This window comes from Neobacillus cucumis (genome assembly GCF_002860255.1).
In the GTDB taxonomy this organism is placed as follows: Bacteria; Bacillota; Bacilli; order Bacillales; family Cytobacillaceae; genus Neobacillus; species Neobacillus cucumis_A.
Window position 1 is genome coordinate 24,103 of the sequence record NZ_PGVE01000054.1, and the last position, 26,864, is coordinate 50,966.

Here is a 26,864-nt window from a genome sequence, read left to right on the forward strand (position 1 = left end):
ATTTTCTAATATAAATATTGTTTTAATATAATTATTTCTTAGGAAGGGAGGAGAAACCTTGAATGGTTTAAAATCACTATTTTTAAAGCAGGAAGATGTTCACTCCATTATTGCCGGAATAGAAGAAGGTTTAAAGGAACAACTAGTTGCAGGTCTATCCGGATCGTCACGAACAGTCTTAACTGCTTCGGTTTATGAGCAAATGAACAGGCCGATCATGCTTGTTACCCATAATCTATTACAAGCCCAAAAACTCTATGATGACCTTGTCAATCTATTAAGTGAAAAAGAAGTCTTCCTTTTTCCTGCCAATGAATTGATAGCGGCCGAGCTCGGCGTTGCAAGCCCGGAATTAAAAGCACAGCGAATAGAGGCCCTAAATTACTGGAGCCGGCATAGTAAAGGGGTTTTAATTGTCCCGATTGCCGGCTTAAAAAAGATTGTTCCTCCTAAATCATTATGGAAGCAATACCAATTGTCTTTAAAATTGGGAGAAGACATCCATATAGAAAAGATATTAACCACTTTTGTTAAAATGGGCTACGCCCGTTCTGAGATGGTAACCACTCCAGGGGAATTTAGCGTAAGGGGCGGGATTATAGATATTTATCCTCTTACAGAAGCAGATCCTCTGCGAATTGAATTATTTGATACAGAAATTGACTCAATTCGTTATTTCTCTCTTGATGACCAGAGATCTAAGGAAAAAGTGAATGAGGTTTTCATTGGTCCGGCAACAGAAATCCTCCTTGAAGAAGAGGATTACAGCCGAATCATCGGGAAGCTTGAAGAAGGGTTGGCACTGTCCTTAAGAAAACTAAAAGATGACAAAGCTAAAATGCAGCTTAGCCAAAACATCAGCTATGAACTGGAACAATTGAAAAATGGTCAAAAACCAGATCAAGTCTATAAATACTTATCATTAGCCTGTGACAGGCCTGCTAGTTTACTAGACTATTTACCAAGTAACGGGCTTGTCTTTGTTGATGAAATCAGCAGGGTTCAAGAGATGAATGATTCTCTTGTAAAAGAAGAAGCTGAATGGTATACGGGACTACTTGCTGAGGGGCAGATTATCCATGATCTGCATATTTCTCATGACCTGCAGGCGATGCTGCAAAGAAAAGAATTCCCACTACTCTATATGTCTTTATTTTTACGGCATGTAGCCAATACCAGTCCACAAAATATTATTAATATTACCTGTAAGCAAATGCAAAATTTCCATGGTCAAATGCATCTATTAAAAGCGGAAATCGACAGATGGAAAAAAGGAAATTATTGCATTCTATTTTTAGGTCCCGATGAAGAAAGGGTTAAGAAATTAGAACGGGTCCTAGAGGATTACGAAATAAGTGCGAGTATGATAAAAGAGAATCAACAGCTCTCACCTGGTAAAGTTCAAATCATGAAAGGGAACCTCCATGCAGGGTTTGAACTCTCTATTCAAAAAATAGCTATTATCACAGAGGAAGAATTATTTAATAAGCGTGTCAAAAAGTCAGCCAGCCGGCAAAAGTTATCAAATGCCGAACGGATAAAAAGTTATTCTGAGTTAAAAATTGGTGATTATGTCGTCCATGTAAATCATGGGATCGGTAAATATTTAGGGATTGAAACACTTGTCATTAATGGCATTCATAAAGATTACCTGCATATCCGCTATCAAGGATCAGATAAACTCTACGTTCCTGTCGAACAAATTGACCTAGTTCAAAAATATGTAGGCTCTGAAGGAAAAGAGCCAAAGGTTTATAAGCTTGGCGGCAGTGATTGGAAGAAGGTTAAGAAGAAAGTTGAATCATCGGTACAAGATATTGCTGATGATCTTATTAAGCTATATGCTGAGCGGGAAGCGGCCGTTGGATATGCATTTTCACCGGACGGGGATCTGCAGCGTGATTTTGAAACGTCCTTTGCTTACCAGGAAACCGAAGACCAGCTTCGCTCTATCCATGAAATTAAAAAGGATATGGAAAGACCTCGGCCGATGGACCGCTTATTATGTGGTGACGTTGGATACGGGAAGACGGAAGTGGCCATTCGTGCCGCCTTCAAAGCTATTGCGGATGGAAAACAGGTAGCCTTTTTAGTTCCAACAACGATCCTAGCTCAACAGCACTTTGAGACGCTTAGGGAGCGTTTTCAAGATTACCCAATTAATATTGGCTTATTAAGCCGTTTCCGAACCAAAAAACAACAAACGGAAACAATGAAAGGCTTAAAAGCGGGTACGGTGGATATAGTCGTTGGGACTCACCGATTACTTTCAAAGGATATCGTCTATCATGATTTAGGACTGTTAATTGTCGACGAAGAACAGAGATTTGGTGTGACACATAAAGAAAAGATCAAGAAACTTAAAACAAATGTCGATGTTTTAACACTAACGGCCACACCAATTCCAAGGACCCTTCATATGTCGATGCTGGGTGTCCGGGATTTATCAGTTATTGAAACACCTCCAGAAAATCGTTTCCCTGTCCAAACATACGTCATGGAGTACAATGGTTCATTAGTAAGGGAAGCTATTGAACGTGAACTTGCCAGGGACGGACAAGTATTCTTTTTATATAACCGAGTGGAGGATATTGAGCGTAAGGCGGAGGAAATTTCCATGCTTGTTCCTGATGCCCGCGTCACCTTTGCGCATGGACAAATGACAGAAAACGAATTGGAATCTGTTATGCTCAGTTTCTTAGCCGGAGAATTTGACGTGCTTGTGAGCACGACGATTATTGAAACAGGTGTAGATATTCCTAATGTAAATACGTTAATTGTTTTCGATGCAGATCGAATGGGCCTTTCAACCCTCTATCAGCTGCGCGGCCGGGTAGGCAGATCGAATCGTGTCGCTTATGCCTATTTTACGTACCGAAAGGATAAGGTCTTAACAGAGGTTGCAGAAAAGCGGTTACAAGCGATTAAGGAATTTACAGAGTTAGGTTCCGGATTTAAAATCGCCATGCGGGATTTATCGATTCGCGGAGCAGGGAATTTATTAGGTGCTCAGCAGCACGGGTTTATTGACTCTGTTGGATTTGATTTGTATTCACAAATGCTGAAGGAAGCAATAGAAGAGCGGAAGGGCGACCTTGGCGGCGAAGTGAAAAAATCTGTAGAGATTGACCTCGAAATTGATGCCTACATCCCTGATACCTATATTAAGGATGGCCATCAAAAAATTGAAATGTATAAACGGTTCAGAGGGGCTGAGAGCCTGGAGGAAATCGAAGAACTCCAATCAGAAATGCTCGATCGATTTGGTGAATATCCAGTGGAGGTAGATTATCTCTTCCAAATTGCTGAGATAAAAGTTTATGCCCTGCTTAACGGTGTTGAACAAATCAAACAGGCAAAACAGGAGGTAACCATCTTAGTAAATGAAGAGGTCACCGGGATTATTGATGGAAGTAAAATATTCCAAATAGGTAATCAGTTTGGCCGAAACATCGCTCCTGGAATGGAAGGCTCCAAGTTAAAAATAATGATCAGGACTAAAGAGTACGAGACGGCACAATGGCTGCATGTTGTGAGAGAAATGGTTAAAGGGGTTTCGCAGGCAAAAAGAAGTCAAGGTAATCCTGTAAATTAAATCTAAGGCGACTTAATGGCGAACAATATTATTCCATTTATGTGATTTTTTCTTATAAGTGAAAAAATATTATGTTTGTGCATAGAACTTTCCAGATGAAAGATACTAAATTCAAGGCTGGTGATGATTAACATCATTACCATGTTAGTAAAATCATCAGATGAAAGTGAGGCAACATTGGATGAAAGCAACTGGAATTGTTCGTCGAATCGATGATTTGGGTCGTGTTGTTATTCCCAAAGAAATACGCAGAACATTGCGTATCCGTGAAGGGGATCCGTTAGAGATTTTTGTGGATCGAGACGGAGAAGTGATTTTAAAAAAATATTCACCAATCAGCGAGCTAAGCGATTTTGCCAAAGAATATGCAGAAGCCCTATTTGATAGCCTCGGAAATCCTGTATTAATCTGTGATAGAGATACTTATATTGCAGTTGCTGGTGGTTCGAAAAAGGATTACCTAAATAAGAACATCAGCGATTTAGTTGAAAAAACAATGGAAGAACGAAACTCTGTTCTACATACGCAGCAGGGTGATATTGCTTTAGCGGAAGGAAATAACGAAACGGTCTCATCTTACACTATTGGCCCTATCATTGCAAATGGCGATCCAATTGGTGCAGTTATTATCTTTTCAAAAGAAGGAACCCTTGGTGAAGTAGAGCAAAAAGCAGTGGAAACTGCAGCCGGGTTCTTGGCTAGACAGATGGAGTCGTAATTAGATCTTATATTTTTAATAAAAAAGACAGCAGATGCTGTCTTTTTTATATGTCTAGCTGTAACGCCTAGGGGCTTCCGCTTTTCTTTTATGCTATAATACCTTGGAGTTTTAATAAGCAGGTGAAGAAATGCAAAAGTCCATCCATCAATCAAAAGCCGTTTTTAAAGGTGCTTTTATTTTAACCCTTGCGGCCATAGTGACTAAAATCTTAAGTGCCTTTTACCGAATTCCTTTTCAAAATATCGTCGGTGATGTCGGCTTTTACATATATCAGCAAGTTTACCCCTTTTATGGCATGGCTGTGGTTTTGTCTACAACCGGTTTTCCCGTTGTTATCTCTAAGCTTTATGCCGAGCAAAAGGAACGGGAGAACGATGTAAAATCTCGTTTGCTCTTGTTTGTCTCTTATCTGTTTTTACAAATATTTGGAATCATATGTTTTTTAATTCTTTATATCGGTGCAGAAGAAATTGCCGGGTGGATGAATGATCCACATTTAGCAATCTTACTTAAGGTGGTAGCGATTGTTTTTCTAGCCTTTCCAATTAGCTCTTTGTTAAGAGGGTACTTTCAGGCGATTGGGGATATGGTACCCACCGCTTTGTCACAAGTGGGTGAACAATCGATCCGGGTACTGACCATCATATTTTTGTCCTCCCTTTTTATGGCTAAGGGTTATTCGCTTTATATAGTCGGCGGCGGTGCCATGTTTGGTTCCATCACCGGCAGTATGATTTCTGCCCTCGTTCTGTTTATGTTCTTATGGATTCGTAAAGAATGGAAGATAATCACGCCTGTTAAAGGGATATTTAAAAATTATAAAAGAGAAATTGGGTCTATTTGGAAGGCGCTCTTTTTCCAGGGATTTATGATTTGTATAAGTGGAATGTTAATGATCTTTACACAATTAGCCGATTCCCTGAATCTATTCTCTTTACTTGTTGCAAATGGGATGGAATCGGAACTGGCCAAAAGTGTAAAAGGGGTTTTTGACCGCGGTCAGCCATTAATTCAATTGGGGACAGTTGCTGCCACATCCATGTCGCTAACCCTGGTGCCATTAATCACAAGTGCACGACTAGCTTCTAAGCCGGCTGAACTTCATGAAAAAATTCAATTATCATTAAAAGTTAGTATTGTAGTGGGGGTGGGTGCTTCGGCAGGGCTTTGGGCCATTATCGAGCCCACGAACATCATGCTGTTTAAAAATCATTCAGGTTCGTCTGTATTGGGTGTCCTAAGTTTTGTTATTTTCTTTACATCCATTATTTCAACCATTATTGCGATTATGCAGGGATTAGGAAAGGTCTGGTTTCCTGCCTTTGCTGTCGTGCTTGTCTTTCCGTTAAAATATTTATTAAACCTTCTTCTTATTCCGGCATTCGGCATCATGGGAGCAGCAGTTTCCTCGCTAATTTCCTTAGCAATCGTTACACTAATTTTATGGGTGAAATTTAGAAAAATGTCGACAGGTCCGCTGTTAGGAAAAGGATTCTTAAGAACGCTCCTTATTGCAACTCTTAGCATGGTATTGCTATTAAAGAGTTATTTATATCTAACGGATGATCTCTTTCCTTTTTTTGAAATGGAGCGGCTGGGGGCAGCGATTCAATCAATAACCGCAGTTTTATGCGGAGGATTGCTCTTTTTATTGATAATTATTCGGGACAGGATTTTCCTTGAGGAGGAATTGGTGTTATTCCCGCTTGGAAGCAAACTAATACATTTACTTGCACGAAAGGAAAGGAATTAAAATGGTTAAAGAAATTGAAGTTCTCGGACTGGGAGCTGGTGAGTTAGATCAGCTGCCTGTCGGGGTATATAAGAAATTATTGCAGGCAAACAGTCTCTTTTTACGTACAAAAGAACATCCTGTTGTCTCAAGCCTAGAAAAAGAAGGTTTAACCTATATTTCTTTTGATCATGCCTATGAAAAACACGATCAATTTGAAGCGGTCTATGAGGAAATTGCTCAAACCCTATTAAAAGAGTCTGAAAAAGGGACAGTGATTTATGCTGTTCCTGGACACCCGCTAGTTGCTGAGCGGACGGTACAGCTCCTTTTAGAATATGGTCCAAAGGAAGGTGTACATATTACCATTGGCGGAGGACAGAGCTTTTTGGATGCCATCTTTACTGCATTAAAGATTGATCCTGTTGAAGGGTTCCAACTTCTCGACGGTACAGCCCTATCTGCCAGCCAGCTCCATCTGGAGCAGCATATTTTTATTAGCCAGGTGTATGATCAATTTATTGCCTCTGAAGTTAAACTAACTCTAATGGAAAAATTACCGGATGATTATGAAGTTTATATCGTTACGGCTGCGGGAAGCAGTCAAGAGCTCATTGAAAAAGTAGTCCTGTACGAGCTAGATCGAAATGTAACACTTAACAACTTAACTTCTGTCTATGTTCCGCCGGTTAAGGATGAGCAACTATTATATAAGAATTTTGCAAAGCTGCGTGATATAATTGCCATTTTAAGAGGGCCAAATGGCTGTCCGTGGGATAAGGAACAAACGCATGAATCTTTAAAAAGATATTTAATTGAAGAAACATATGAAGTGATTGATGCTATTAATCATGAGGATATTGATCATTTGGTTGAAGAGCTGGGAGATGTCCTGCTCCAAGTCATGCTGCATGCTCAAATTGGTGAGGATGATGGGTATTTTTCCATTGATGATGTGATTGAGGGTCTATCAGAAAAAATGATTCGCAGGCATCCACATGTTTTTGGAAATGTGAAGGCAGATAATGCGGACCAAGTGGTAGTGAATTGGCAGGAAATTAAAAAGCAGGAAAAAGGAGAGACGGGAAAGGAAATCTCTCTGTTAGATGGCGTTTCAAAGGCACAGCCAAACTTGCTTCGGGCGTATGAGCTGCAAAAGAAAGCGGCAAAGGTTGGTTTTGATTGGCAGGAAATTGGGCCGGCTATAGAGAAAGTGAGAGAAGAGCTAGATGAGTTTGTGAATGAACTTAATGGAACAGAGGAAGGTCTTATACTGGCTAAAAAGGAATTTGGTGACCTGCTGTTTGCATTTGTAAATGTAGCGAGATTTTTAAAAATTCATCCAGAGGAAGCCTTGTTCGAAACAAATGAAAAGTTCATCCGCAGGTTTCAGTATGTGGAAGAAAAGGTAAAGTCAAGCGGCCGGTCATTTGAAGAACATACACTTGAACAGCTTGATTTGTATTGGGATGAAGCGAAAGAGAAAGGATTATAGATGAGGGGGAAACACACATGCGATTGGATAAGTTTTTAAAGGTATCAAGAATAATCAAAAGAAGGACTTTAGCAAAAGAAGTGTCAGACCAGGGCAGAATTGAAATCAATGGGAAAGAGGCAAAAGCCAGTTCCACTGTTAAGGTAGGCGACGAATTAACGATCCGGCTTGGCCAGCGCAAAATTACCGCGCGAATTGATCGAATTCAGGAGACCTCACGCAAGGAAGAAGCTGCTGAGATGTACACGATTCTAAATGAAGAGAAGCTTAGCTCTCCTGACCCTTTTTAGGTAATACTGTTCTAATCATGTCCCTCTTCACATAAAAATGTACAAAAGGGTTGTACAAACGATTGTGAGGGATGAAGAATGAGCCAATATTATGATAACAATCCATCAAAGAGCAGTGTTCCGGATCATGATGTCATTATGAGGGGAAGGAAGCTGCTTGATATTACCGGGGTTAAACAAGTAGAAAGCTTTGATAATGAGGAATTCTTATTAGAAACAGTCATGGGGTTTTTAGCAATTAAAGGCCAGAACCTGCAAATGAAAAACCTTGATGTTGAAAAAGGAATTGTCTCTATTAAAGGAAAGATTTTTGACTTAGTTTACCTAGATGAACAGCATGGGGAGAAAGCTAAAGGTTTCTTTAGCAAGTTATTCAAATGACCCTTTCAACGCAATTTTTTACCATGCTCTCCATGATTGGCATGGGGTCATTGTTCGGAGCCATGTTTGATACGTATCAGCGGTTTTTAAATCGTCCAAAACAAAAAGCTTGGATTGTCTTCATAAATGATATCTTATTTTGGGTCATTCAAGCTTTAATTATTTTTTATACTTTATTCTTAGTGAATAGCGGAGAATTACGTTTTTATATCTTTATAGCCCTTCTATGTGGGTTTGCAGCTTACCAGGCTTTATTTAAGGGTATTTATCTCCGTCTCTTAGAGATGGGGATTCAGACTGTTATCGCTATTTATAAATTTATAACTAAAACGATTCATCTGTTAATTTATAAACCTGTCGTTAGTCTTATCCAACTATTGATTATCATTATTCTTGCACTTGGCAGGGGACTTATAACCCTTGTCAAATTTGTTTTAAAGGTTTTACTATTTATATTGAAAATCATCTTTGTACCATTGCAAAAGATCGTTTTATTATTTTGGAAACTTTTGCCGAAAAGTATTAAAAAAACCGTCGAGAAGTTATATAATAAAACGGCAGGAAATTTCTTGGCAATAAGGAATTATATAAATAAATGGCTGGACAAATGGAAAAGGAAAAAGGAGTAAGGAGGTTTTAGGGGAAATGGCCGCAGACTTAAAAAGAAATGTATCAAAAATGCAGACAACCTATGTAGAGCAGCAAGAATATGCCGAAATTGCCTCAAGCAGAAAAAGAAAACTAGTGCTAAGACGCTTATCGGTGTTTTTTGTTTTTGCTAGCTTACTAACCTATTTGATGATTTCAAATAACCTTTCCCAAACCGCTAAACTCGATGCTAAACTGGCACAAAAGAAAAAGCTCGAACATCAGTTTGCTGACCTAAAAAAGCAGGAATCTATTCTTAAAGAAGATATCATCAAGTTAAATGATGATGATTATATTGGAAAGCTGGCGAGGAAAGAGTATTTCTTCTCAGAAAAGAATGAAGTTATTTTTAATATTCCGGATGATAATAAGGAAAATTGAGCCAGTTGTGCGAGTTATTGACACTGAATTTTTAGTTTCTGTATAATATATAGAAAATTGATTTTGAATATTTTAAGGAGGAACATTCTTTTTATGTCAATTGAAGTAGGCAGCAAGTTACAAGGGAAGGTAACAGGGATAACTAAATTCGGAGCGTTTGTGGCATTGCCGGATGGATCAACAGGACTTGTACACATCAGTGAGGTTGCTGACAATTATGTAAAGGATATCAATGACCATTTAAAAGTTGGCGACCAAGTTGAGGTAAAAGTCCTTAATGTTGAGAACGACGGGAAAATCGGCTTATCAATTAAAAAGGCAAAGGATCGCCCAGAGCCTGAAAAAAAGCCATATTCACATTCGCCACGCCCTCGTCAAAACCGTTCAAACGATCGTAATAACAATAAACCGGAAACTTTTGAGTCCAAAATGGCAAAATTCCTAAAAGATAGTGAGGATCGTTTATCTTCCTTGAAGCGTAACACCGAATCCAAACGTGGAGGAAGAGGCGCTAGACGGGGTTAACTTGCTGCACGCTTAATGGGATAAGTCAGGTTTCACTTTAAATATAAAGACAAGTCAACGGCGGCTTGTCTTTTTTTATTGTATTAATAACCTAAAAATAGTAGAAAAGGTGACAGGCACCATGTGAATACTTCACATGGTGCCTGTCACTTTTTCTACTTTAAACGACATATTTATATTATTTGGATGAATATAGTGGAAAGCGTCGAACGATTATTTGAACTCGTTCACTATTTTGACAAACTTTTAAATCTATTAATTTTATAATAGTTTCCAACGATGAAAGAATAGGGAGTGTGATTTATGGAAAAGACTAACGTAAGTTTGATAGAACCAGTCGGAGAAGTCAACCTTCATTCATCTAAATGGGATTTGGGAAGAGGATTACGGAAAATCCAGTTAATGCTCGAGTCCTTCTTTATAAAAAAGGGTTATCTTCTAATCTTTGTAGGATTCCTTCTTGGGCGGGCGCTGATTTTAGCTAAATTAACCCCATTCTGCCTGCCATTTTTCGCTTCTGTCTATTTAATCAAGAGAGATCGGGCACCGCTTGCTCTGATTGGGTTGATCGTTGGGGCGGCCACTATTTCATTAGGGAATGCTGCCTTTACCTTTGCCGTTACAGTCCTTTTTCTAGCAATCTATCGAATGAGTGAAAAGTGGCTCACAAATGAAGTACGGTCCTTGCCATTTTTTGTCGGGATTATTTTAGGGTTTGGGAAATTAGCAGAGGCCTTCATTCTATCAAGGCAATTAACCATGTACGATTTAATGATGGTTGGAGTCCAAGCAAGCCTTGCCTTCATTCTGACGCTGATTTTTTTACAAAGCATCCCATTATTAACTTTAAATAAACGCAGACAATTACTGAAAACGGAAGAAATTGTTTGTTTAATTATCATGCTTGCTTCTATTATGTCAGGAACCATCGGATGGAAGGTTTATGATATGTCGATTGAACATATCATGTCGCGATATTTAGTTCTAGTATTTTCTTTTATTGCAGGCGCTACGGTAGGTTCAACAGTAGGCGTAGTCACTGGATTGATTTTTAGTTTAGCGAGTGTTTCCAGCTTCTATCATATGAGTCTTCTAGCATTTTCGGGTGTACTGGGCGGTCTACTAAAGGAAGGGAAAAAAATAGGGGTTTCTATCGGGCTATTTATTGCTACTTTGCTAATCGGCATGTATGGACAGGGAGAAGGCTCAATCTTACAAACGGTCTTAGAAACACTATCAGCTATTCTCTTATTCCTATTAACACCTCAAGCCTTTACTTCAAGGCTGGCAAAATATATCCCAGGAACACCGGAGCATACCGCTGAGCAGCAAAAATACATGCGCAAAATGCGTGATGTGACGGCACAGCGAGTGTCTCAATTCTCTAGTGTCTTTCATGCTCTTTCAAAAAGCTTTTCTCAAATGGAAGTGATGCAGGAGGATGAGGAGCAGGACCGTGAAATGGACTATTTTATGAGTAATGTTACCGAACGAACTTGCCAAACTTGCTTTAAAAAGGAACAATGCTGGGCGAAGAATTTTAATACAACCTATGCCACAATGGAAGAGATTATACACGAAATGGATCAAAATGACGGCAATGTTTCGCCAAGATTAGCCAGGGAATGGGATAAAATTTGTTCCCGTTCAAAAAAAGTATATGAAACCATTGGCCAGCAGTTAACATTTTTCCAAGCCAATCTAAAATTAAAGAAGCAGGTAAGGGAAAGCCGCAAACTAGTTGCGGAGCAATTATTAGGCGTTTCCGAAGTAATGGATAACTTCTCCAAAGAAATCCAGCGTGAAAGAGAGAATCACTATAAACAAGAGGAACAAATTATGGAGGCCATTCAGGATTTTGGCATTCATATTGAACAAGTCGAAATCTACAGCCTAGAGCCAGGCAATGTCGATATTGAGATGACAGTACCGTTTGGCAATAGCCATGGAGAGTGTGAAAAGTTAATCGCCCCGATGTTGTCCGATATTCTAGGCGAAACCATTATCGTGAACAAGGAGGAATATGATACCATCCCTCATGAATTGTGTAATGTAAACTTCAGATCATCAAAGGCCTATACAGTAGAGACGGGTGTTGCCCACGCAGCGAAAGATGGAGGTCTAGTTTCAGGTGATAGCTATTCCACCATAGAGCTTGGATTAGGGAAATTTGCCATTGCCATTAGTGATGGGATGGGTAATGGTGAAAGAGCTCATTATGAAAGCAGTGAGACACTTCAGCTGTTGCAAAAAATACTACAGTCCGGAATCGAAGAAAAGGTTGCTATAAAATCTGTAAACAGCATCCTATCACTAAGGACTACAGATGAAATTTTTTCTACATTAGATTTAGCAATGATTGATTTGAAAAATGCTTCTGCAAAATTCCTTAAAATTGGTTCGACACCAAGCTTTATTAAAAGGGGGAATAAAGTAATTAAAATTCAAGCAAGTAATTTGCCAATGGGCATTCTACAAGAATTTGAAGTGGATGTTGTCAGCGAACAATTAAAAGCAGGGGACCTCCTGATTATGATGAGTGATGGTGTATTTGAAGGTCCAAAGCATGTCGAAAATTACGATTTATGGATGAAACGCAAGGTACAAGAGCTAGAGACTGAAGACCCACAAGAGATTGCTGATTTAATTATGGAGGAAGTTATTCGCTCTAGATCGGGCTTAATTGATGATGATATGACGGTAACCGTTGCAAAAATTAAGCATAATACACCGAAGTGGGCAACCATCCCTCTCCATAAAATAAAACGTCATGCCTAACCATTTAATTTAACCGTTCTTCTCATACATTATGTATAAATTGACCCAATCCTGTCGAAAATGGTAGCAATACTGTAAGTGAAGGGAGAAGGTTATGTACACAGGGAAGATACGGCAAATACTTTTGATAACCGATGGATGTTCAAACCAAGGAGAAGACCCGATTGCGATGGCAGCACTTGCGAATGAACAGGGAATAACGGTTAATGTTATTGGTGTCATGGAACATGATGTGATCGATGAAAAAGGAATGACCGAAATTGATGGAATTGCCATGTCTGGCGGCGGAGTAAGTCAAATCGTTTATGCAGAACGGCTTTCTCAAACGGTACAGATGGTTACCCGTAAAGCCATGAATCAAACCATACAAGGTGTAGTCAATCGTCAGCTTCAGGAAATATTGGGACGTTCCCAAACGATGGAGGATCTTCCGCCAGAAAAACGCGGGGAGGTTATGGAGGTTGTCGATGAATTAGGAGAAACTGTCGAATTAGAAGTGTTGATTCTTGTCGATACAAGCGCGAGTATGAAGCACAAGCTCCCGACTGTAAAAGAAGCACTTCTAGACCTTTCTCTAAGCTTAAACGCACGAACAGGAGATAATTTGTTTTCTGTGTATGTATTTCCCGGGAAAAAGAATGATGTCGAAAAATTGCTCGATTGGACGCCAAAGCTACAAGTTTTGACAAGTGTCTTTTCACAGTTGTCGACCGGTGGCATCACGCCGACAGGTCCGGCATTAAGAACAGCCTTGTCAGCTTTTACAGAAAAAAAACAATCCTTAAGGAGCTTACTGTCTCGTGATGATGAATCATACTTTGAAGAATCAATGTAAGGTAAGTCAAGGGACAATCATTACTGGAAAATGGCATTCTCAGAAATATACTATAATAAAGGAACTAGGATTTGGTGCAAATGGTGTGGTCTATCTTGCCAGACATAAAGACACTCAGGTCGCTTTAAAAATGAGCGATAATGGCATGTCAATCACCTCAGAGGTTAATGTTTTAAAATCCTTTGCAAAGGTCCAGGGACACTCCCTCGGACCTTGTTTGCTTGATGTCGATGACTGGCATTGGAATAATAACCGTATATCCTTTTATGTGATGGAATATATTCAAGGTCCTGATTTCCTGACGTTTTTACAAACAAAAGGTCCGTCTTGGACAAGTGTTTTATTTTTACAACTTTTAAATGATTTAGAGCAGATGCATCAGAATGGCTGGGTCTTTGGTGACCTTAAGCCGGAGAACTTAATTGTCACTGGACCTCCACCGAAAATAAGGTGTATAGATGTTGGAGGGACAACTATTCAGGGACGAGCGATCAAAGAGTTCACTGAGTTTTATGACCGCGGTTATTGGGGATTAGGATCAAGAAAAGCGGAACCATCCTACGACTTATTCGCGGTAGCAATGATTATAATCAATACAGCCTATCCAAAACGGTTTGCGAAAACAACGGGAGGTGTTGCGCAGCTGAAGGATGCTATACGGCAAAAACAAGATTTAATAAAGTTTGAGCCTGTCATCCTAAAGGCGATACAGGGACACTACAGCCGTGCGAAACAAATGCGTGATGATTTATTAGATATAATGGTCGAGAACCATTCTACGGTAAAAATAAATCCGAGAGTAAACAAACCAAATTCGGTACATAGCAAACAAACCGGAGTAAAGACTGGAAACGGAACCCAAAGCGTTTCACTCTCCAGAGCTAGCTACCGGAGAAAAAAGAAAAAAAGCGGCTGGATGGAATTTTTATTTATTACAATCGTTCTAGGTGTGTTATATGCTTGGTATACTTTTAATAATTTACCGTAATAAAAAATGAAACTAATTTTACATTCATCCGTATAAATGGGAGACCAAGTAAAATGTGACTGGAAAATTACAATTGAATTTGTAATACCTTTATTTTTGATAGTTAATAACCAAAAGTGGTAAGCTAAAAAGAAAAGCGAAAGCGCCTGGTTTTCGTTTAAAAGTAAACCAAATTTGCCTAAGAAAGTGTGCAATTCAAATGTTGGAATCAAAAGTTGAATCCTTTCTTGCACGTCATTCCTTTTCACTTGAAAATAAAAGGATCGTTGTGGGGGTGTCGGGCGGGCCGGATTCATTAGCACTGCTTCACTATTTGTTGAATGAAAAAGAAAAAAGAAACCTATTTCTTGTGGTATCCCACGTTGACCACATGTTCCGTGGTGAAGAATCTTATCGTGATGCCATGTTTGTAAAAGATTTTTGCATGTCAAACAACATCCCCTTTGAAATGGTTCAAGTTAATGTAACAAAAATCATGGAGGAAACAGGAAAGAGTTCACAAATTGCAGCAAGAGAAGTAAGATATGATTTTTATCATAAAGTCATGGAACAGTATCAGGCGCCCTATTTAGCACTTGGACATCATGGAGATGACCAGGTAGAAACCATGCTAATGCGGCTGACAAGAGGCAGCAGTGGAAAAGCCAGAGCAGGTATTCCATTCGCCCGTTCTTTTTATGAAGGAATAATCTTTCGCCCGTTCTTATGCCTAACAAAGGATGAGCTACAAAATTATTGCGAAAGACATAAGCTTATCCCTAGGATAGACCCTAGCAATGAGAAAGGTATTTACAGCAGGAATCGTTTTCGTAAACACGTTTTACCTTTTCTGAAAACTGAAAACAGCCATGTACATCAACATTTTCAACGGTTTAGTGAAGATCTGCAAAGTGATGAAGAGTTTTTGCTGGAATTAACTATTGAACGATTGAATACAGTATTGACGAAAAGAGAAGAGGGCAAAATTACTATTGACATAAAACAATTTCTTGCAATGCCTTTACCTTTACAAAGGAGAGGTATTCAACTAATATTAAACTATCTTTACAAGGAAAAACCTGCATCTCTTTCTGCGATACATATCGATCAAATATTTTCTTTAATCCACCATCATGAACCTTCGGGTATACTTGATCTTCCAAATGGTTTAAAGGTTATTCGCTCTTATCTTCAACTTTCTTTCCAATATGAGCAAATTAGCGCTAAACCATATTATTTTGAAATCAATAGTCCTGGAACGATTATGCTTCCCAATGGGGGGAGCCTTACAATCGATTTTATAGCCGGGGAAAATCTTGATGTGAAAGGGAACAATGCGATCTTTAATGCAGATCAAATTCATTTTCCATTGATCATACGCAGCAGAAAAAAAGGCGATCGAATGACATTAAAAGGCATCCAAGGATCAAAGAAGTTAAAGGATATTTTTATTGATCAAAAAGTTCCGAGAGAGGAACGGGAGTTGTGGCCTGTCATTACGGACGGAGAGGGATTCATTATTTGGATACCAAATATAAAAAGGTCTTCTCTTGAAGGTATTGATCCAACTGCAGAACAATATATACTACTCACATACAATAAGTAATGATCTTCTAGGGGGCACAATTTATGATGAAAGATGATATTGAAAAGGTATTAGTTTCAGAAGAAGAAATTCAAGAGAAAATTAAAGAATTAGCGGCACAATTAACTGAAGAGTATCAAGATCGTTTCCCGCTTGCGGTTGGAGTTTTAAAAGGAGCCATGCCATTTATGGCGGACTTATTAAAACGTATGGATTGTTATCTTGAAATGGATTTTATGGATGTTTCAAGTTATGGTTCTGCTCTTGTATCTTCCGGAGAGGTAAAAATTTTAAAGGACTTAGATACATCTGTGGAAGGAAGGGACATATTAATTATTGAAGACATTATTGATAGTGGATTAACACTAAGTTATTTAGTCGATTTATTCCGTTATCGTAAAGCAAATTCCATAAAAATCGTTACATTGCTAGATAAACCAGCGGGCAGGAAGAGCGATATACAAGCAGACTATGTAGGATTTGTTGTTCCAGATGAGTTTGTTGTAGGTTATGGTTTAGATTATATTGAAAAATATCGAAACCTTCCATATATTGGTGTGTTGAAACCTGAGGTTTACAGCAAATAATCATAAAGGAAATGCTTCTGAAGAATGGAACTAGAACCATTGGAATTGAGAGTAATTCCTTGAATTAGTAAGATTTTCTATGATACTATTTAATATAGTTTTTATCCGCGGGAGGAGGTAAGAGATGAATCGGATTTTCCGTAATACCATCTTTTATTTATTAATATTTTTAGTCATTATCGGCGTGGTTAGTTTCTTTAATGGAAGCAATGAACCAACAGATCATATTTCATATGATAAGTTTGTAACGCAGCTTGAAAGTGGTAAAGTTAAATCATTCTCCATGCAGCCTGAACGAGGTGTTTATGAAGTTCGAGGCGAATTAGAAACAAATAATAAGAAGTTTATTACGTATATTCCTAACAGTGAAAAGATTCTAGACCGTATTGATAAGGCAGATTCAAAAGTGGAAGTTATGCCGGCAAAGGAAACAAGCGGCTGGGTTACTTTCTTTACTTCCATTATTCCGTTCGTGATTATCTTTATTTTATTCTTCTTTTTGTTAAACCAAGCTCAAGGCGGCGGAAGCCGAGTCATGAACTTTGGTAAATCAAAGGCAAAGCTTTATAACGATGATAAGAAAAAGGTTCGTTTTAGAGATGTTGCCGGTGCAGATGAAGAAAAAGCAGAATTAGTCGAGGTGGTTGAGTTTTTAAAGGATCCTCGTAAATTTGCTGAACTTGGTGCTCGTATTCCAAAAGGGGTTTTACTCGTAGGACCTCCTGGTACTGGTAAAACATTGCTTGCCCGTGCTGTTGCCGGTGAAGCAGGCGTGCCGTTCTTTTCAATCAGCGGTTCGGATTTCGTTGAAATGTTTGTCGGGGTCGGGGCCTCCCGTGTTCGTGATTTATTTGAAAATGCTAAGAAAAATGCTCCATGTATTATCTTTATTGATGAGATTGATGCGGTAGGACGCCAGCGTGGTGCCGGATTAGGCGGCGGACACGATGAGCGCGAACAAACCTTAAACCAATTGCTTGTTGAAATGGATGGATTCGGGGCAAACGAAGGAATAATTATTGTTGCTGCAACAAACCGTCCTGATATTCTTGATCCGGCATTACTTCGTCCTGGACGTTTTGACCGTCAAATTACAGTTGACCGTCCTGATGTAACTGGCCGTGAAGCGGTACTTCGAGTACATGCGCGAAATAAACCGTTAGATGAATCCATTAACTTAAAAAATGTTGCTATGCGTACCCCTGGTTTTTCAGGTGCAGATCTTGAAAACTTACTGAATGAGGCCGCACTAGTGGCAGCACGTCAAAATAAGAAGAAGATCGATATGGCAGATATCGATGAAGCTACGGATCGTGTGATTGCAGGTCCTGCGAAAAAGAGCCGTGTGATTTCAGAAAAAGAACGCCGCATTGTAGCCTTCCATGAGGGCGGTCACACTGTCATTGGATTAGTTCTTGATGAAGCGGATATGGTTCATAAAGTAACGATTGTCCCACGCGGGCAGGCAGGTGGATATGCTGTTATGCTTCCAAGAGAAGACCGCTACTTTATGACAAAACCAGAATTACTTGATAAGATTGTCGGCTTATTAGGCGGCCGGGTAGCTGAGGAAATTGTTTTTGGAGAGGTAAGTACTGGCGCCCACAACGACTTCCAGCGTGCAACTGGTATCGCCCGTAAGATGGTAACTGAATATGGTATGAGTGATAAACTGGGACCTTTACAGTTCGGTCAAGCATCAGGCGGTCAAGTATTCCTTGGTCGTGACCTTCACAATGAGCAAAACTATTCTGATGCCATTGCTTATGAAATTGATCTTGAGATTCAACGTATCATTAAAGAGTCCTACGAAAGAGCGAAGCAGATTCTTACTGAAAATCGCGATAAGCTAGATCTCATCGCTAAAACGCTTCTTGAAGTTGAGACACTTAACGCTGAACAAATTAGATACTTAGTTGACCACGGTCACATGCCTGATCCTTCGCTAACTTTAGAGTCAGTTAAGGTTGAACCGAAGAAGGTGGACGATGTAAAGGTTAATATCAATAAAAAGAAGGATGAAGCAGATAACGAGGAAAAGTCTTTCCTAGATAGTCCTTCTGATGATATTGATTATAAGTAAATAAAGTGAAAAGAGTGCTTCAAGGAGGCACTCTTTTTTTTTACTCATATACTATTTATGATATGATGTTGCGTATGAGGAAAAGAATATAAATAAAAGCGAGTGATAGATTTGATTTTCGTATTTGATGTGGGAAATACCAATATCGTCTTAGGTGTTTATGATGGGGATAACCTTAAGTATCATTGGCGGATTGAAACAAACCGCAATCGTACAGAAGATGAATTTGGAATGAATATAAAATCATTATTTGACTTTTCAGGTCTTAAATTTTCTGATATTGATGGCATTATTATTTCTTCAGTAGTGCCGCCTATTATGTTTGCTTTAGAAAGAATGTGTCAAAAGTATTTTCACCTAAAGCCTCTTGTCGTCGGACCTGGCATTAAGACAGGGCTTAATATTAAATACGAAAATCCAAGAGAAGTCGGGGCAGACCGCATTGTTAATGCAGTTGCTGCTATACATGAATATGGCAGCCCGCTCATTATTGTGGATTTTGGAACAGCAACAACCTATTGTTATGTGAATGAGGAACGTCAATATATGGGAGGTGCTATTGCTCCTGGTATTGGAATTTCTACTGAAGCACTATATTCAAGAGCGGCAAAATTACCGCGGATTGAAATTGCTAGACCTGAAGGGGTTATTGGGAAAAACACGGTTTCTGCTATGCAGGCAGGGATAGTGTATGGCTATGTAGGACAGGTAGAGGGAATCGTGAAAAGAATGATGGATCAAAGTGCAAAGAAACCTACTGTCATTGCTACAGGGGGACTAGCGGGCTTAATTTCACAGGAGTCAACTATCATTGATATCGTCGATCCATTTTTAACTTTAAAGGGTCTTTCACTTATCTATAAACGAAACATGGGATAACCTATAGTTATTCAGCAAGAAGGGAGTTATACAATGAAGGATTATCTAGTAAAGGCTTTGGCCTATGATGGGAATATACGTGCCTATGCTGTTCGCACGACTGATACAATCAGCGAAGCGCAGCGACGTCATCAAACATGGCGTACTGCGTCAGCGGCGCTTGGCCGCACGATGACTGCAGCGGTCATGATGGGGGCCATGCTAAAAGGTGAGGATAAACTCACTGTAAAAATTAATGGCGGAGGTCCGCTTGGCCCGATTGTTGTAGACAGTAACGCAAAAGGGGAAGTCCGTGGATATGTAACCAATCCGGAGGTTGATTTTGAATCAAATGAACATGGCAAGCTTGATGTCCGCCGTGCGGTCGGCACTGAGGGTATGTTAGCTGTGGTGAAGGATATTGGATTACGTGACTTTTTTTCTGGACAGGTACCTCTTGTTTCTGGAGAACTAGGCGAGGATTTTACCTATTACTTTGCAACTTCTGAGCAAGTACCTTCTTCTGTTGGTGTCGGTGTATTGGTGAATCCGGATGATTCGATTTTGGCTGCTGGGGGATTTATTTTTCAATTAATGCCTAACACACCTGATTCTCTTATTGCTCAATTAGAGGAGCGTTTGAAAACTATTGAACCCATTTCAAAATTAGTAGAACGAGGTCTGACACCGGAGCAAATCCTGGAAGAACTGTTTGGAAAAGAGCATATAAAGATTTTAGAAACAATGCCAGTCAGCTTTGAATGTAATTGTTCAAAAGAGCGTTTTGCCAATGCCATTATAGGATTAGGTGCGGCTGAAATTACAGCAATGATTGAAGAAGATGGACAGGCTGAGGCACACTGTCACTTCTGTAATGAAAAATATCACTATTCGAAGGAAGAATTAGAAGCGTTTAGAGAAGAAGCAAAATAAGTTTCAATTACTCAAAATAAACCATGTGCTTTTCTAAAATTGGGATGAAGCTAATATCAGTTGAAAACACAGGTGCTATCCTGTGTTTTTTATTATGAAATGGAAATAGTAGAAATAGGGCATGGCGGAAACTAGTGCAAATGTCTTATAATTAGTAGTACATAACTACTATAATATTTTCAATTTATTTGAAATTTTTGAATCAAAACAATTGACAAGTTGGCTAAAAAACTGGTAAATTTAATAATATAAATCCAATAAAATTACTCGGAATAGGGGTGCCCTAATGGTTCGTGTTGCAAATTCAGTGGCCGAATTGGTCGGCCAAACACCGATTGTTAAGTTAAACAGATTAGTAGATGAAAATAGTGCAGAGGTTTATTTAAAGCTTGAGTATTTTAACCCAGGCAGCAGTGTTAAAGATCGTATTGGTCTAGCAATGATTGAAGCTGCAGAAGAGCAAGGTTTAATTAAACCAGGCGATACAATTATTGAACCAACAAGTGGAAATACAGGTATTGGACTTGCTATGATTGCTGCAGCAAAAGGTTACAAAGCAATCTTCGTTATGCCTGAAACAATGAGCTTAGAAAGAAGAAATCTTCTTCGTGCATATGGTGCAGAGCTAGTTTTAACACCTGGACCTGCAGGTATGAAGGGTGCTATTGCTAAAGCAGAAGAGCTAGTGAAGGAACATGGTTATTTCTTACCGCAACAATTTAAAAACCAAGCAAACCCTGAAGTTCACAAGAGAACTACTGGTAAAGAAATTGTTGAACAAATGGATCAACTGGATGCGTTTGTTTCAGGTATTGGAACAGGTGGAACGATTTCAGGTGCAGGTAGTGTCATTCGTGAGAAATTCCCAGAAGTAAAGATTGTTGCAGTAGAACCAAAAGATTCACCTGTACTATCAGGTGGTAATCCTGGTCCTCACAAACTTCAAGGACTTGGTGCAGGATTTGTTCCTGATACCCTAAATACAAATATCTATGATGAGGTTATTCAAATTAATACAGAAGAAGCGTTTGAAGCATCTCGCCGTGCTGCTCGAGAGGAAGGAATCCTAGGTGGTATTTCTTCAGGTGCAGCGATTTCTGCAGCTTTAAAAGTAGCAAAGGAATTAGGTAAGGGCAAAAAGGTATTAGCGATTATTCCGGATAACGGTGAGCGTTATTTAAGTACTCCACTTTACCAATATGATGCTGAATAATTAGAACGGGAGGCGTTGGCATTTTTGCCAAAGCCTCTTTTTTTGTGAAAAATATGATAAAATGTGAAAAAACAAGCTTTGGGGGAATATGGGATGAATTCAACTTCAGAACAAATTAAATGCGGGCCATATACCTTAGATTATTCCAAGAAGACCATTGTAATGGGAATTTTAAATGTTACCCCAGATTCCTTTTCTGATGGCGGAAAATTTAATCAAATTGAACGGGCGGTTGAACGTGCAAAGGAAATGGCAGCAAATGGGGCAGATATTATTGATATTGGAGGAGAATCCACCAGGCCGGGTTATACGGTCATTTCCGATGAGGAAGAGATTGAACGGGTCGTACCAGTAATAAAAGCCATTTCGGAACAGGTTCCAATCCCAATATCAATTGATACTTATAAAGCAGAAGTAGCCAAGCAGGCCATTGAGGCTGGTGCTCATATCATTAACGATATTTGGGGAGCAAAAGCAGACAAAAGAATGGCTCAGGTTGCTGCAGAATACAATGTTCCTATCATTCTTATGCATAATCGTCATGACCGGAACTACCACACTTTTATCAGGGATGTATTAAATGATCTGTATGAAAGCATCTCTATTGCAAAAAAAGCTGGTGTTAAGGATGAGAATATTATCCTTGATCCTGGGATTGGGTTTGCCAGAGATTATCAGCAAAACGTATTAACCATGCAAAGTCTAGAAAAGTTTGTTATGTTGGGCTATCCTGTATTATTAGGAACATCCAGAAAATCAATGATTGGCCAGGCTTTAAATCTTCCTGTCCAAGAAAGAATGGAAGGGACTGGAGCAACGATTTGTTACGGCATCCAAAAAGGATGTCAGATGATTCGAGTCCACGATGTAAAAGAAATGAGCCGAATGGCCAAAATGATGGATATATTGATGGGAAAGGATGTCACCATTGGATAAGATTTATGTAAATAGGATGGAGTTTTATGGTTATCATGGTGTGTTTGCAGAAGAGAATCGGCTTGGCCAGCGTTTCATAGTAGATTTAGTTGTCTCAGTTGATATAAAAAAGGCTGGAGAAACGGATGATCTTACTTTTTCAGTTAACTACGGGGAATTATATCAAGTTTGTAAAGAAGTGGTTGAAGGAAAACCATATAAGCTCCTTGAGGCGGTTGCAGAAAAAATTGCGTCAAGCGTTCTAACGGTCTTTCCGCTTATAGTGGATGTAACTGTAAAGGTTATAAAACCTGATCCGCCCATTCCCGGCCATTATAAATCTGTTGCGGTAGAAATAACGAGGGGAAGATAATATTGGAAAACACAGCATATATTGCCCTTGGATCGAATATGGGAAACCGATATGATAATATTGTGAATGCGATTAACCGGCTGAATGGATATCCTGCCATTCAATTGGTAAATTTATCATCTATTTATGAGACAGACCCTGTTGGATATGAGGATCAAGATTTATTTTTAAACATGGTAATCAAGGTAAAGACTAGTCTGACTGCGATAGGATTATTAGATATATGTTTAAAAACTGAAAACGAACTTGGAAGGAAAAGGGAAATTAAGTGGGGCCCACGGACGGTAGACCTTGACATTCTGACTTTTAACCAAGAAAATATTGAATCAGAGAAACTTATTGTACCGCATCCTAGAATGCTAGAGCGGGCATTTGTATTAGTTCCATTAGTAGAAATTGATCAAAACCTTAGATTACCTGGGGTGGATGAACCTCTTAACATATTATTAAACGAACTACCAGATAAAGAAGGAGTCCGAATATGGAAGCGGAAAAATGGGGAAGACGTATTCGTGCCTATCGGAAGCTAAAGGGTTATACACAGGAAGGCTTCTCGAGGGAACTAGGTGTATCAGTATCTATTTTAGGTGAGATCGAAAGAGGAAATCGACTGCCTGCAGAAGATTTAATCGAAAGAATAGCTCAATCTTTAAAAATTAGTATAGAGGATTTAAAGCCGAAAGAATAATAAAGAATAGGAGGTTGCCCGATGTTAAAAATAGGTGATATTGAAATAAAAAACCCTGTTGTTTTAGCACCAATGGCAGGTGTATGTAACTCTGCATTCCGTCTGACTGTTAAAGAGTTTGGCGCTGGTTTAGTATGTGCAGAAATGGTAAGTGATAAAGGGATTTTATTTAAGAATGAAAAAACAATGAATATGCTTTATATCGATGAGCGTGAAAAGCCGCTTAGTCTGCAAATTTTTGGCGGTGAAAAAGAAACTCTTGTTGAGGCAGCAAAATTTGTAGATAAAAATACTAATGCTGACATTATTGATATTAATATGGGTTGTCCAGTTCCGAAGATAACTAAGTGTGATGCCGGAGCAAGATGGCTGTTAGACCCAGATAAAATCTATGAAATGGTTTCGGCTGTTGTTGATGCTGTAGAAAAACCGGTAACGGTAAAAATGCGCATGGGCTGGGATGAAGAGCATATTTTTGCAGTCAAAAATGCCCGGATGGTAGAACGTGCAGGAGGTAAAGCAGTCGCGATGCATGGTCGTACGCGTGTACAAATGTACGAAGGAAAAGCTAATTGGGATATCATTCGTGAAGTAAAACAATCTGTTAACATCCCTGTAATAGGTAATGGAGATGTACAAACACCCCAGGATGCCAAAAGAATGCTTGAAGAAACAGGTGTTGATGGTGTGATGATCGGAAGAGCTGCATTAGGCAACCCATGGATGATTTATCGTACGGTGCAATACTTGGAAACAGGTAAGCTTTTAGGCGAACCTTCTGTTAGAGAAAAAATCGACGTTTGTATCTTGCATTTAGATCGACTAATTGCTCTTAAAAATGAACATATCGCTGTACGTGAAATGCGTAAGCATGCAGCATGGTATTTAAAAGGTGTCCGCGGGAATGCAAGTGTACGTAATGCCATTAATGAGTGTAATACGAGAGAAGACTTGGTGACCTTATTAAACGGTTTGGTAGCCGAGGTTGAAGAAATAGAAAAAAGTCAGTTAATTGTAGGTTAATTTGACAGTCAAGTACGTATTCTCTATAATAATTTTGTTTACTATTTAAAGCTGCCGGTAGATTACTGGCAGTTTTTATGTATTTAAAAACTTTTTTGATGTCTGAATTATCAAGTTTGTGTAAAATAATATAGTATGCAAAAAAGCGGATGGTCTAAAATTAGCCAAACAGCTTAAAGGAATAATGTAATTCCCAGGTGGCTAGGCACTGAAGCAAAAGAAGTTAATCGCCAGTATTCTTTTAGTTTTACATAATATAGAAAGTTATGGAGTTGAGTAATGATGAGTCAGGAAGAATTAAACGACCAATTTTTGGTCAGACGTGAAAAAATGAATGCGATGCGTGAAAAGGGATTAGATCCATTTGGCAAGCGTTTTGACCGTTCTCATACTACAAAAGAAATTGTTGAGCAATTCGAGGGATTAGACAAAGAAGAACTTGAGGCAAAAGATGTTTCTGTTTCTCTTGCTGGCCGGATTATGACTAAACGTGGTAAAGGAAAGGCTGGTTTTGCCCATATTCAGGATTTGACAGGTCAAATTCAAGTATATGTTCGTCAAGATGCTATTGGGGAAGAATCATATGAGTTATTTGATTCAGCAGATCTTGGGGACATCATTGGGGTAACTGGAACCCTTTTTAAAACAAAAGTAGGCGAATTATCTGTAAAAGTTAAGGAGTTTGTGTTCCTTTCGAAGGCACTGCGTCCTCTTCCAGATAAATTCCACGGTTTAAAGGATGTAGAACAGCGTTACCGTCAACGTTATTTGGATTTAATCATGAGCCAGGAAAGTAAGGAAACTTTTATTACTAGAAGCCGGATTATTCAATCTATGCGCCGTTATCTGGATGAGCATGGTTATTTAGAAGTTGAAACACCAATGATGCATGCGATTGCCGGCGGTGCTTCCGCAAGACCGTTTATCACACACCATAATGCGCTAGATATGCCGTTGTTTATGCGGATTGCTATCGAGCTTCATTTAAAGCGTCTAATTGTTGGCGGTTTAGAAAAAGTATACGAGATTGGCCGAGTTTTTAGGAACGAAGGTGTATCTACCCGCCATAATCCAGAATTCACAATGATTGAGCTTTATGAAGCCTATGCAGATTATAGAGATATAATGAGTCTTACGGAAAATCTAATTGCACACATCGCTCAAGAAGTTTTAGGATCAACAACTGTCCAATACGGAGACTATGAAGTGGATCTTAAACCTGAATGGAAGAGACTTCATATGGTTGATGCCATAAAAGAATATACAGGAGTCGACTTCTGGAAGGAAATGAGTGTTGAAGAAGCTCGTGCACTTGCCAAAGAACACAATATTGAAATAACAGAGCACATGCTCTATGGTCATATTGTTAATGAGTTTTTTGAACAGCGTGTTGAGGAAAAATTAATTCAGCCGACATTCATTTACGGACATCCTGTGGAGATTTCACCACTTGCAAAGAAAAATGAAGAGGATCCACGTTTTACTGATCGTTTTGAGTTGTTTATTGTTGCCCGTGAGCATGCAAATGCCTTTACTGAACTTAATGATCCAATTGATCAAAGAGAGCGTTTTGAAGCACAATTAAAAGAACGTGAGCAGGGTAATGATGAAGCGCATGAGATGGACGAAGACTTTGTCGAAGCTTTAGAATATGGCATGCCGCCAACAGGCGGATTAGGAATTGGTATTGACCGTTTGGTAATGCTTTTAACTAATTCTCCGTCCATTCGTGATGTACTATTATTCCCATTAATGCGTCATAAATAAATAGTAAAAAGCGCTGGAGGAATCCGGCGCTTTTTCTATAGCTGAAGAAAAGAAGAGTGAATATTTTTACTTTGAAAAAAGGTATTGCGCCCATTAATTAATGGTGGTATATTATTATCTGTTGCTGCGAGACAGTAACAAGGAAGAAAAAAGAATTTAAAAAGTTGTTGACATTACGTTGATAACTTGGTAAGATAACAAAGTCGCCTTTGAGCGATAGGATGATTGTTCTTTGAAAACTAAACAAACAAAAACGTCAACAAACAATAATTATTCATTTCTTACGAAATGAAGCCAACGTAACATTTTTGAGCTAATCAACTTTCTTGGAGAGTTTGATCCTGGCTCAGGACGAACGCTGGCGGCGTGCCTAATACATGCAAGTCGAGCGAACAATAGGAGCTTGCTCCCTGTTGGTTAGCGGCGGACGGGTGAGTAACACGTGGGTAACCTGCCTGTAAGACTGGGATAACTCCGGGAAACCGGGGCTA

General features: G+C 39.1%; 24 protein-coding genes and 1 rRNA gene. All 25 read left to right on the top strand.

The annotated features are described in order from the left end of the window. Positions 1 to 58 precede the first annotated feature (58 nt). Positions 59 to 3,595 (top strand): transcription-repair coupling factor, encoded by a 3,537-nt coding sequence (gene mfd / locus CVD27_RS14615; RefSeq protein ID WP_101648645.1) that lies wholly within the window; start codon positions 59 to 61, stop codon positions 3,593 to 3,595. A 181-nt stretch (positions 3,596 to 3,776) separates the two neighbouring features. Then, positions 3,777 to 4,313, top strand: coding sequence for a stage V sporulation protein T (gene spoVT, locus CVD27_RS14620; RefSeq protein WP_101648646.1), 537 nt, complete (start codon positions 3,777 to 3,779; stop codon positions 4,311 to 4,313). A gap of 130 nt (positions 4,314 to 4,443) precedes the next feature. Next, positions 4,444 to 6,069, top strand: coding sequence for a putative polysaccharide biosynthesis protein (locus CVD27_RS14625; protein WP_101648647.1), 1,626 nt, complete (start codon positions 4,444 to 4,446; stop codon positions 6,067 to 6,069). 1 nt (position 6,070) lies between these two features. Continuing rightward, positions 6,071 to 7,543 carry a nucleoside triphosphate pyrophosphohydrolase gene (gene mazG, locus CVD27_RS14630; RefSeq protein ID WP_101648648.1) on the top strand — a complete coding sequence of 491 codons (1,473 nt, stop codon included), beginning with the start codon at positions 6,071 to 6,073 and terminating at the stop codon, positions 7,541 to 7,543. 17 nt (positions 7,544 to 7,560) lie between these two features. Then, positions 7,561 to 7,833, top strand: coding sequence for an RNA-binding S4 domain-containing protein (locus CVD27_RS14635; RefSeq protein ID WP_101648649.1), 273 nt, complete (start codon positions 7,561 to 7,563; stop codon positions 7,831 to 7,833). Positions 7,834 to 7,911: 78 nt separating this feature from the next. Next, positions 7,912 to 8,214 (top strand): sporulation protein YabP, encoded by a 303-nt coding sequence (gene yabP / locus CVD27_RS14640; protein ID WP_101648650.1) that lies wholly within the window; start codon positions 7,912 to 7,914, stop codon positions 8,212 to 8,214. Beyond that, on the top strand, positions 8,211 to 8,843 hold the full coding sequence (yabQ, locus tag CVD27_RS14645; protein ID WP_101648651.1) for a spore cortex biosynthesis protein YabQ: 633 nt from the start codon (positions 8,211 to 8,213) through the stop codon (positions 8,841 to 8,843). Before yabP ends, yabQ begins: the two co-directional genes overlap by 4 nt. Before the next feature lie 16 nt (positions 8,844 to 8,859). Beyond that, positions 8,860 to 9,243 carry an FtsB family cell division protein gene (locus CVD27_RS14650; RefSeq protein WP_101648652.1) on the top strand — a complete coding sequence of 128 codons (384 nt, stop codon included), beginning with the start codon at positions 8,860 to 8,862 and terminating at the stop codon, positions 9,241 to 9,243. A gap of 93 nt (positions 9,244 to 9,336) precedes the next feature. Next, a complete protein-coding gene (locus tag CVD27_RS14655) occupies positions 9,337 to 9,768 on the top strand; it encodes a S1 domain-containing RNA-binding protein (RefSeq protein ID WP_101648653.1) in 432 nt (143 codons plus the stop codon). Between the two features lie 303 nt (positions 9,769 to 10,071). Next, on the top strand, positions 10,072 to 12,546 hold the full coding sequence (gene spoIIE, locus CVD27_RS14660) for a stage II sporulation protein E (protein ID WP_101648654.1): 2,475 nt from the start codon (positions 10,072 to 10,074) through the stop codon (positions 12,544 to 12,546). Between the two features lie 94 nt (positions 12,547 to 12,640). Continuing rightward, entirely contained in the window at positions 12,641 to 13,381 is a 741-nt protein-coding gene (locus CVD27_RS14665) for a vWA domain-containing protein (protein WP_101648655.1), read from the top strand. Further along, positions 13,350 to 14,369 carry a protein kinase domain-containing protein gene (locus tag CVD27_RS14670; protein ID WP_101648656.1) on the top strand — a complete coding sequence of 340 codons (1,020 nt, stop codon included), beginning with the start codon at positions 13,350 to 13,352 and terminating at the stop codon, positions 14,367 to 14,369. Before CVD27_RS14665 ends, CVD27_RS14670 begins: the two co-directional genes overlap by 32 nt. Before the next feature lie 199 nt (positions 14,370 to 14,568). Continuing rightward, positions 14,569 to 15,954 carry a tRNA lysidine(34) synthetase TilS gene (gene tilS, locus CVD27_RS14675; protein WP_101648657.1) on the top strand — a complete coding sequence of 462 codons (1,386 nt, stop codon included), beginning with the start codon at positions 14,569 to 14,571 and terminating at the stop codon, positions 15,952 to 15,954. 26 nt (positions 15,955 to 15,980) lie between these two features. Beyond that, a complete protein-coding gene (gene hpt / locus CVD27_RS14680) occupies positions 15,981 to 16,520 on the top strand; it encodes a hypoxanthine phosphoribosyltransferase (protein ID WP_445375983.1) in 540 nt (179 codons plus the stop codon). 124 nt (positions 16,521 to 16,644) lie between these two features. Then, the gene (gene ftsH / locus CVD27_RS14685; RefSeq protein ID WP_101648659.1) at positions 16,645 to 18,603 is read left to right on the top strand and encodes an ATP-dependent zinc metalloprotease FtsH; all 1,959 of its coding nucleotides are present in this window, start codon (positions 16,645 to 16,647) and stop codon (positions 18,601 to 18,603) included. A gap of 111 nt (positions 18,604 to 18,714) precedes the next feature. Next, the gene (locus tag CVD27_RS14690) at positions 18,715 to 19,482 is read left to right on the top strand and encodes a type III pantothenate kinase (RefSeq protein ID WP_101648660.1); all 768 of its coding nucleotides are present in this window, start codon (positions 18,715 to 18,717) and stop codon (positions 19,480 to 19,482) included. Positions 19,483 to 19,515: 33 nt separating this feature from the next. Continuing rightward, positions 19,516 to 20,394 (top strand): Hsp33 family molecular chaperone HslO, encoded by an 879-nt coding sequence (gene hslO / locus CVD27_RS14695; RefSeq protein ID WP_101648661.1) that lies wholly within the window; start codon positions 19,516 to 19,518, stop codon positions 20,392 to 20,394. A 286-nt stretch (positions 20,395 to 20,680) separates the two neighbouring features. Continuing rightward, positions 20,681 to 21,607: a cysteine synthase A gene (gene cysK / locus CVD27_RS14700; protein WP_101648662.1), complete on the top strand. Its 927-nt coding sequence runs from the start codon at positions 20,681 to 20,683 to the stop codon at positions 21,605 to 21,607. Between the two features lie 93 nt (positions 21,608 to 21,700). Beyond that, the gene (folP, locus tag CVD27_RS14705; protein WP_101648663.1) at positions 21,701 to 22,543 is read left to right on the top strand and encodes a dihydropteroate synthase; all 843 of its coding nucleotides are present in this window, start codon (positions 21,701 to 21,703) and stop codon (positions 22,541 to 22,543) included. Further along, on the top strand, positions 22,536 to 22,895 hold the full coding sequence (folB, locus tag CVD27_RS14710) for a dihydroneopterin aldolase (protein ID WP_101648664.1): 360 nt from the start codon (positions 22,536 to 22,538) through the stop codon (positions 22,893 to 22,895). Before folP ends, folB begins: the two co-directional genes overlap by 8 nt. A 2-nt stretch (positions 22,896 to 22,897) precedes the next feature. Beyond that, on the top strand, positions 22,898 to 23,425 hold the full coding sequence (gene folK / locus CVD27_RS14715; protein WP_101648665.1) for a 2-amino-4-hydroxy-6-hydroxymethyldihydropteridine diphosphokinase: 528 nt from the start codon (positions 22,898 to 22,900) through the stop codon (positions 23,423 to 23,425). Further along, entirely contained in the window at positions 23,377 to 23,583 is a 207-nt protein-coding gene (locus CVD27_RS14720; protein WP_101648666.1) for a helix-turn-helix domain-containing protein, read from the top strand. Before folK ends, CVD27_RS14720 begins: the two co-directional genes overlap by 49 nt. 21 nt (positions 23,584 to 23,604) lie before the next feature. Further along, positions 23,605 to 24,606: a tRNA dihydrouridine synthase DusB gene (dusB, locus tag CVD27_RS14725; protein WP_101648667.1), complete on the top strand. Its 1,002-nt coding sequence runs from the start codon at positions 23,605 to 23,607 to the stop codon at positions 24,604 to 24,606. A gap of 282 nt (positions 24,607 to 24,888) precedes the next feature. Then, positions 24,889 to 26,373: a lysine--tRNA ligase gene (gene lysS, locus CVD27_RS14730; RefSeq protein ID WP_101648668.1), complete on the top strand. Its 1,485-nt coding sequence runs from the start codon at positions 24,889 to 24,891 to the stop codon at positions 26,371 to 26,373. 323 nt (positions 26,374 to 26,696) lie between these two features. Beyond that, positions 26,697 to 26,864, top strand: a 16S ribosomal RNA gene (locus CVD27_RS14735); the annotation flags it as partial.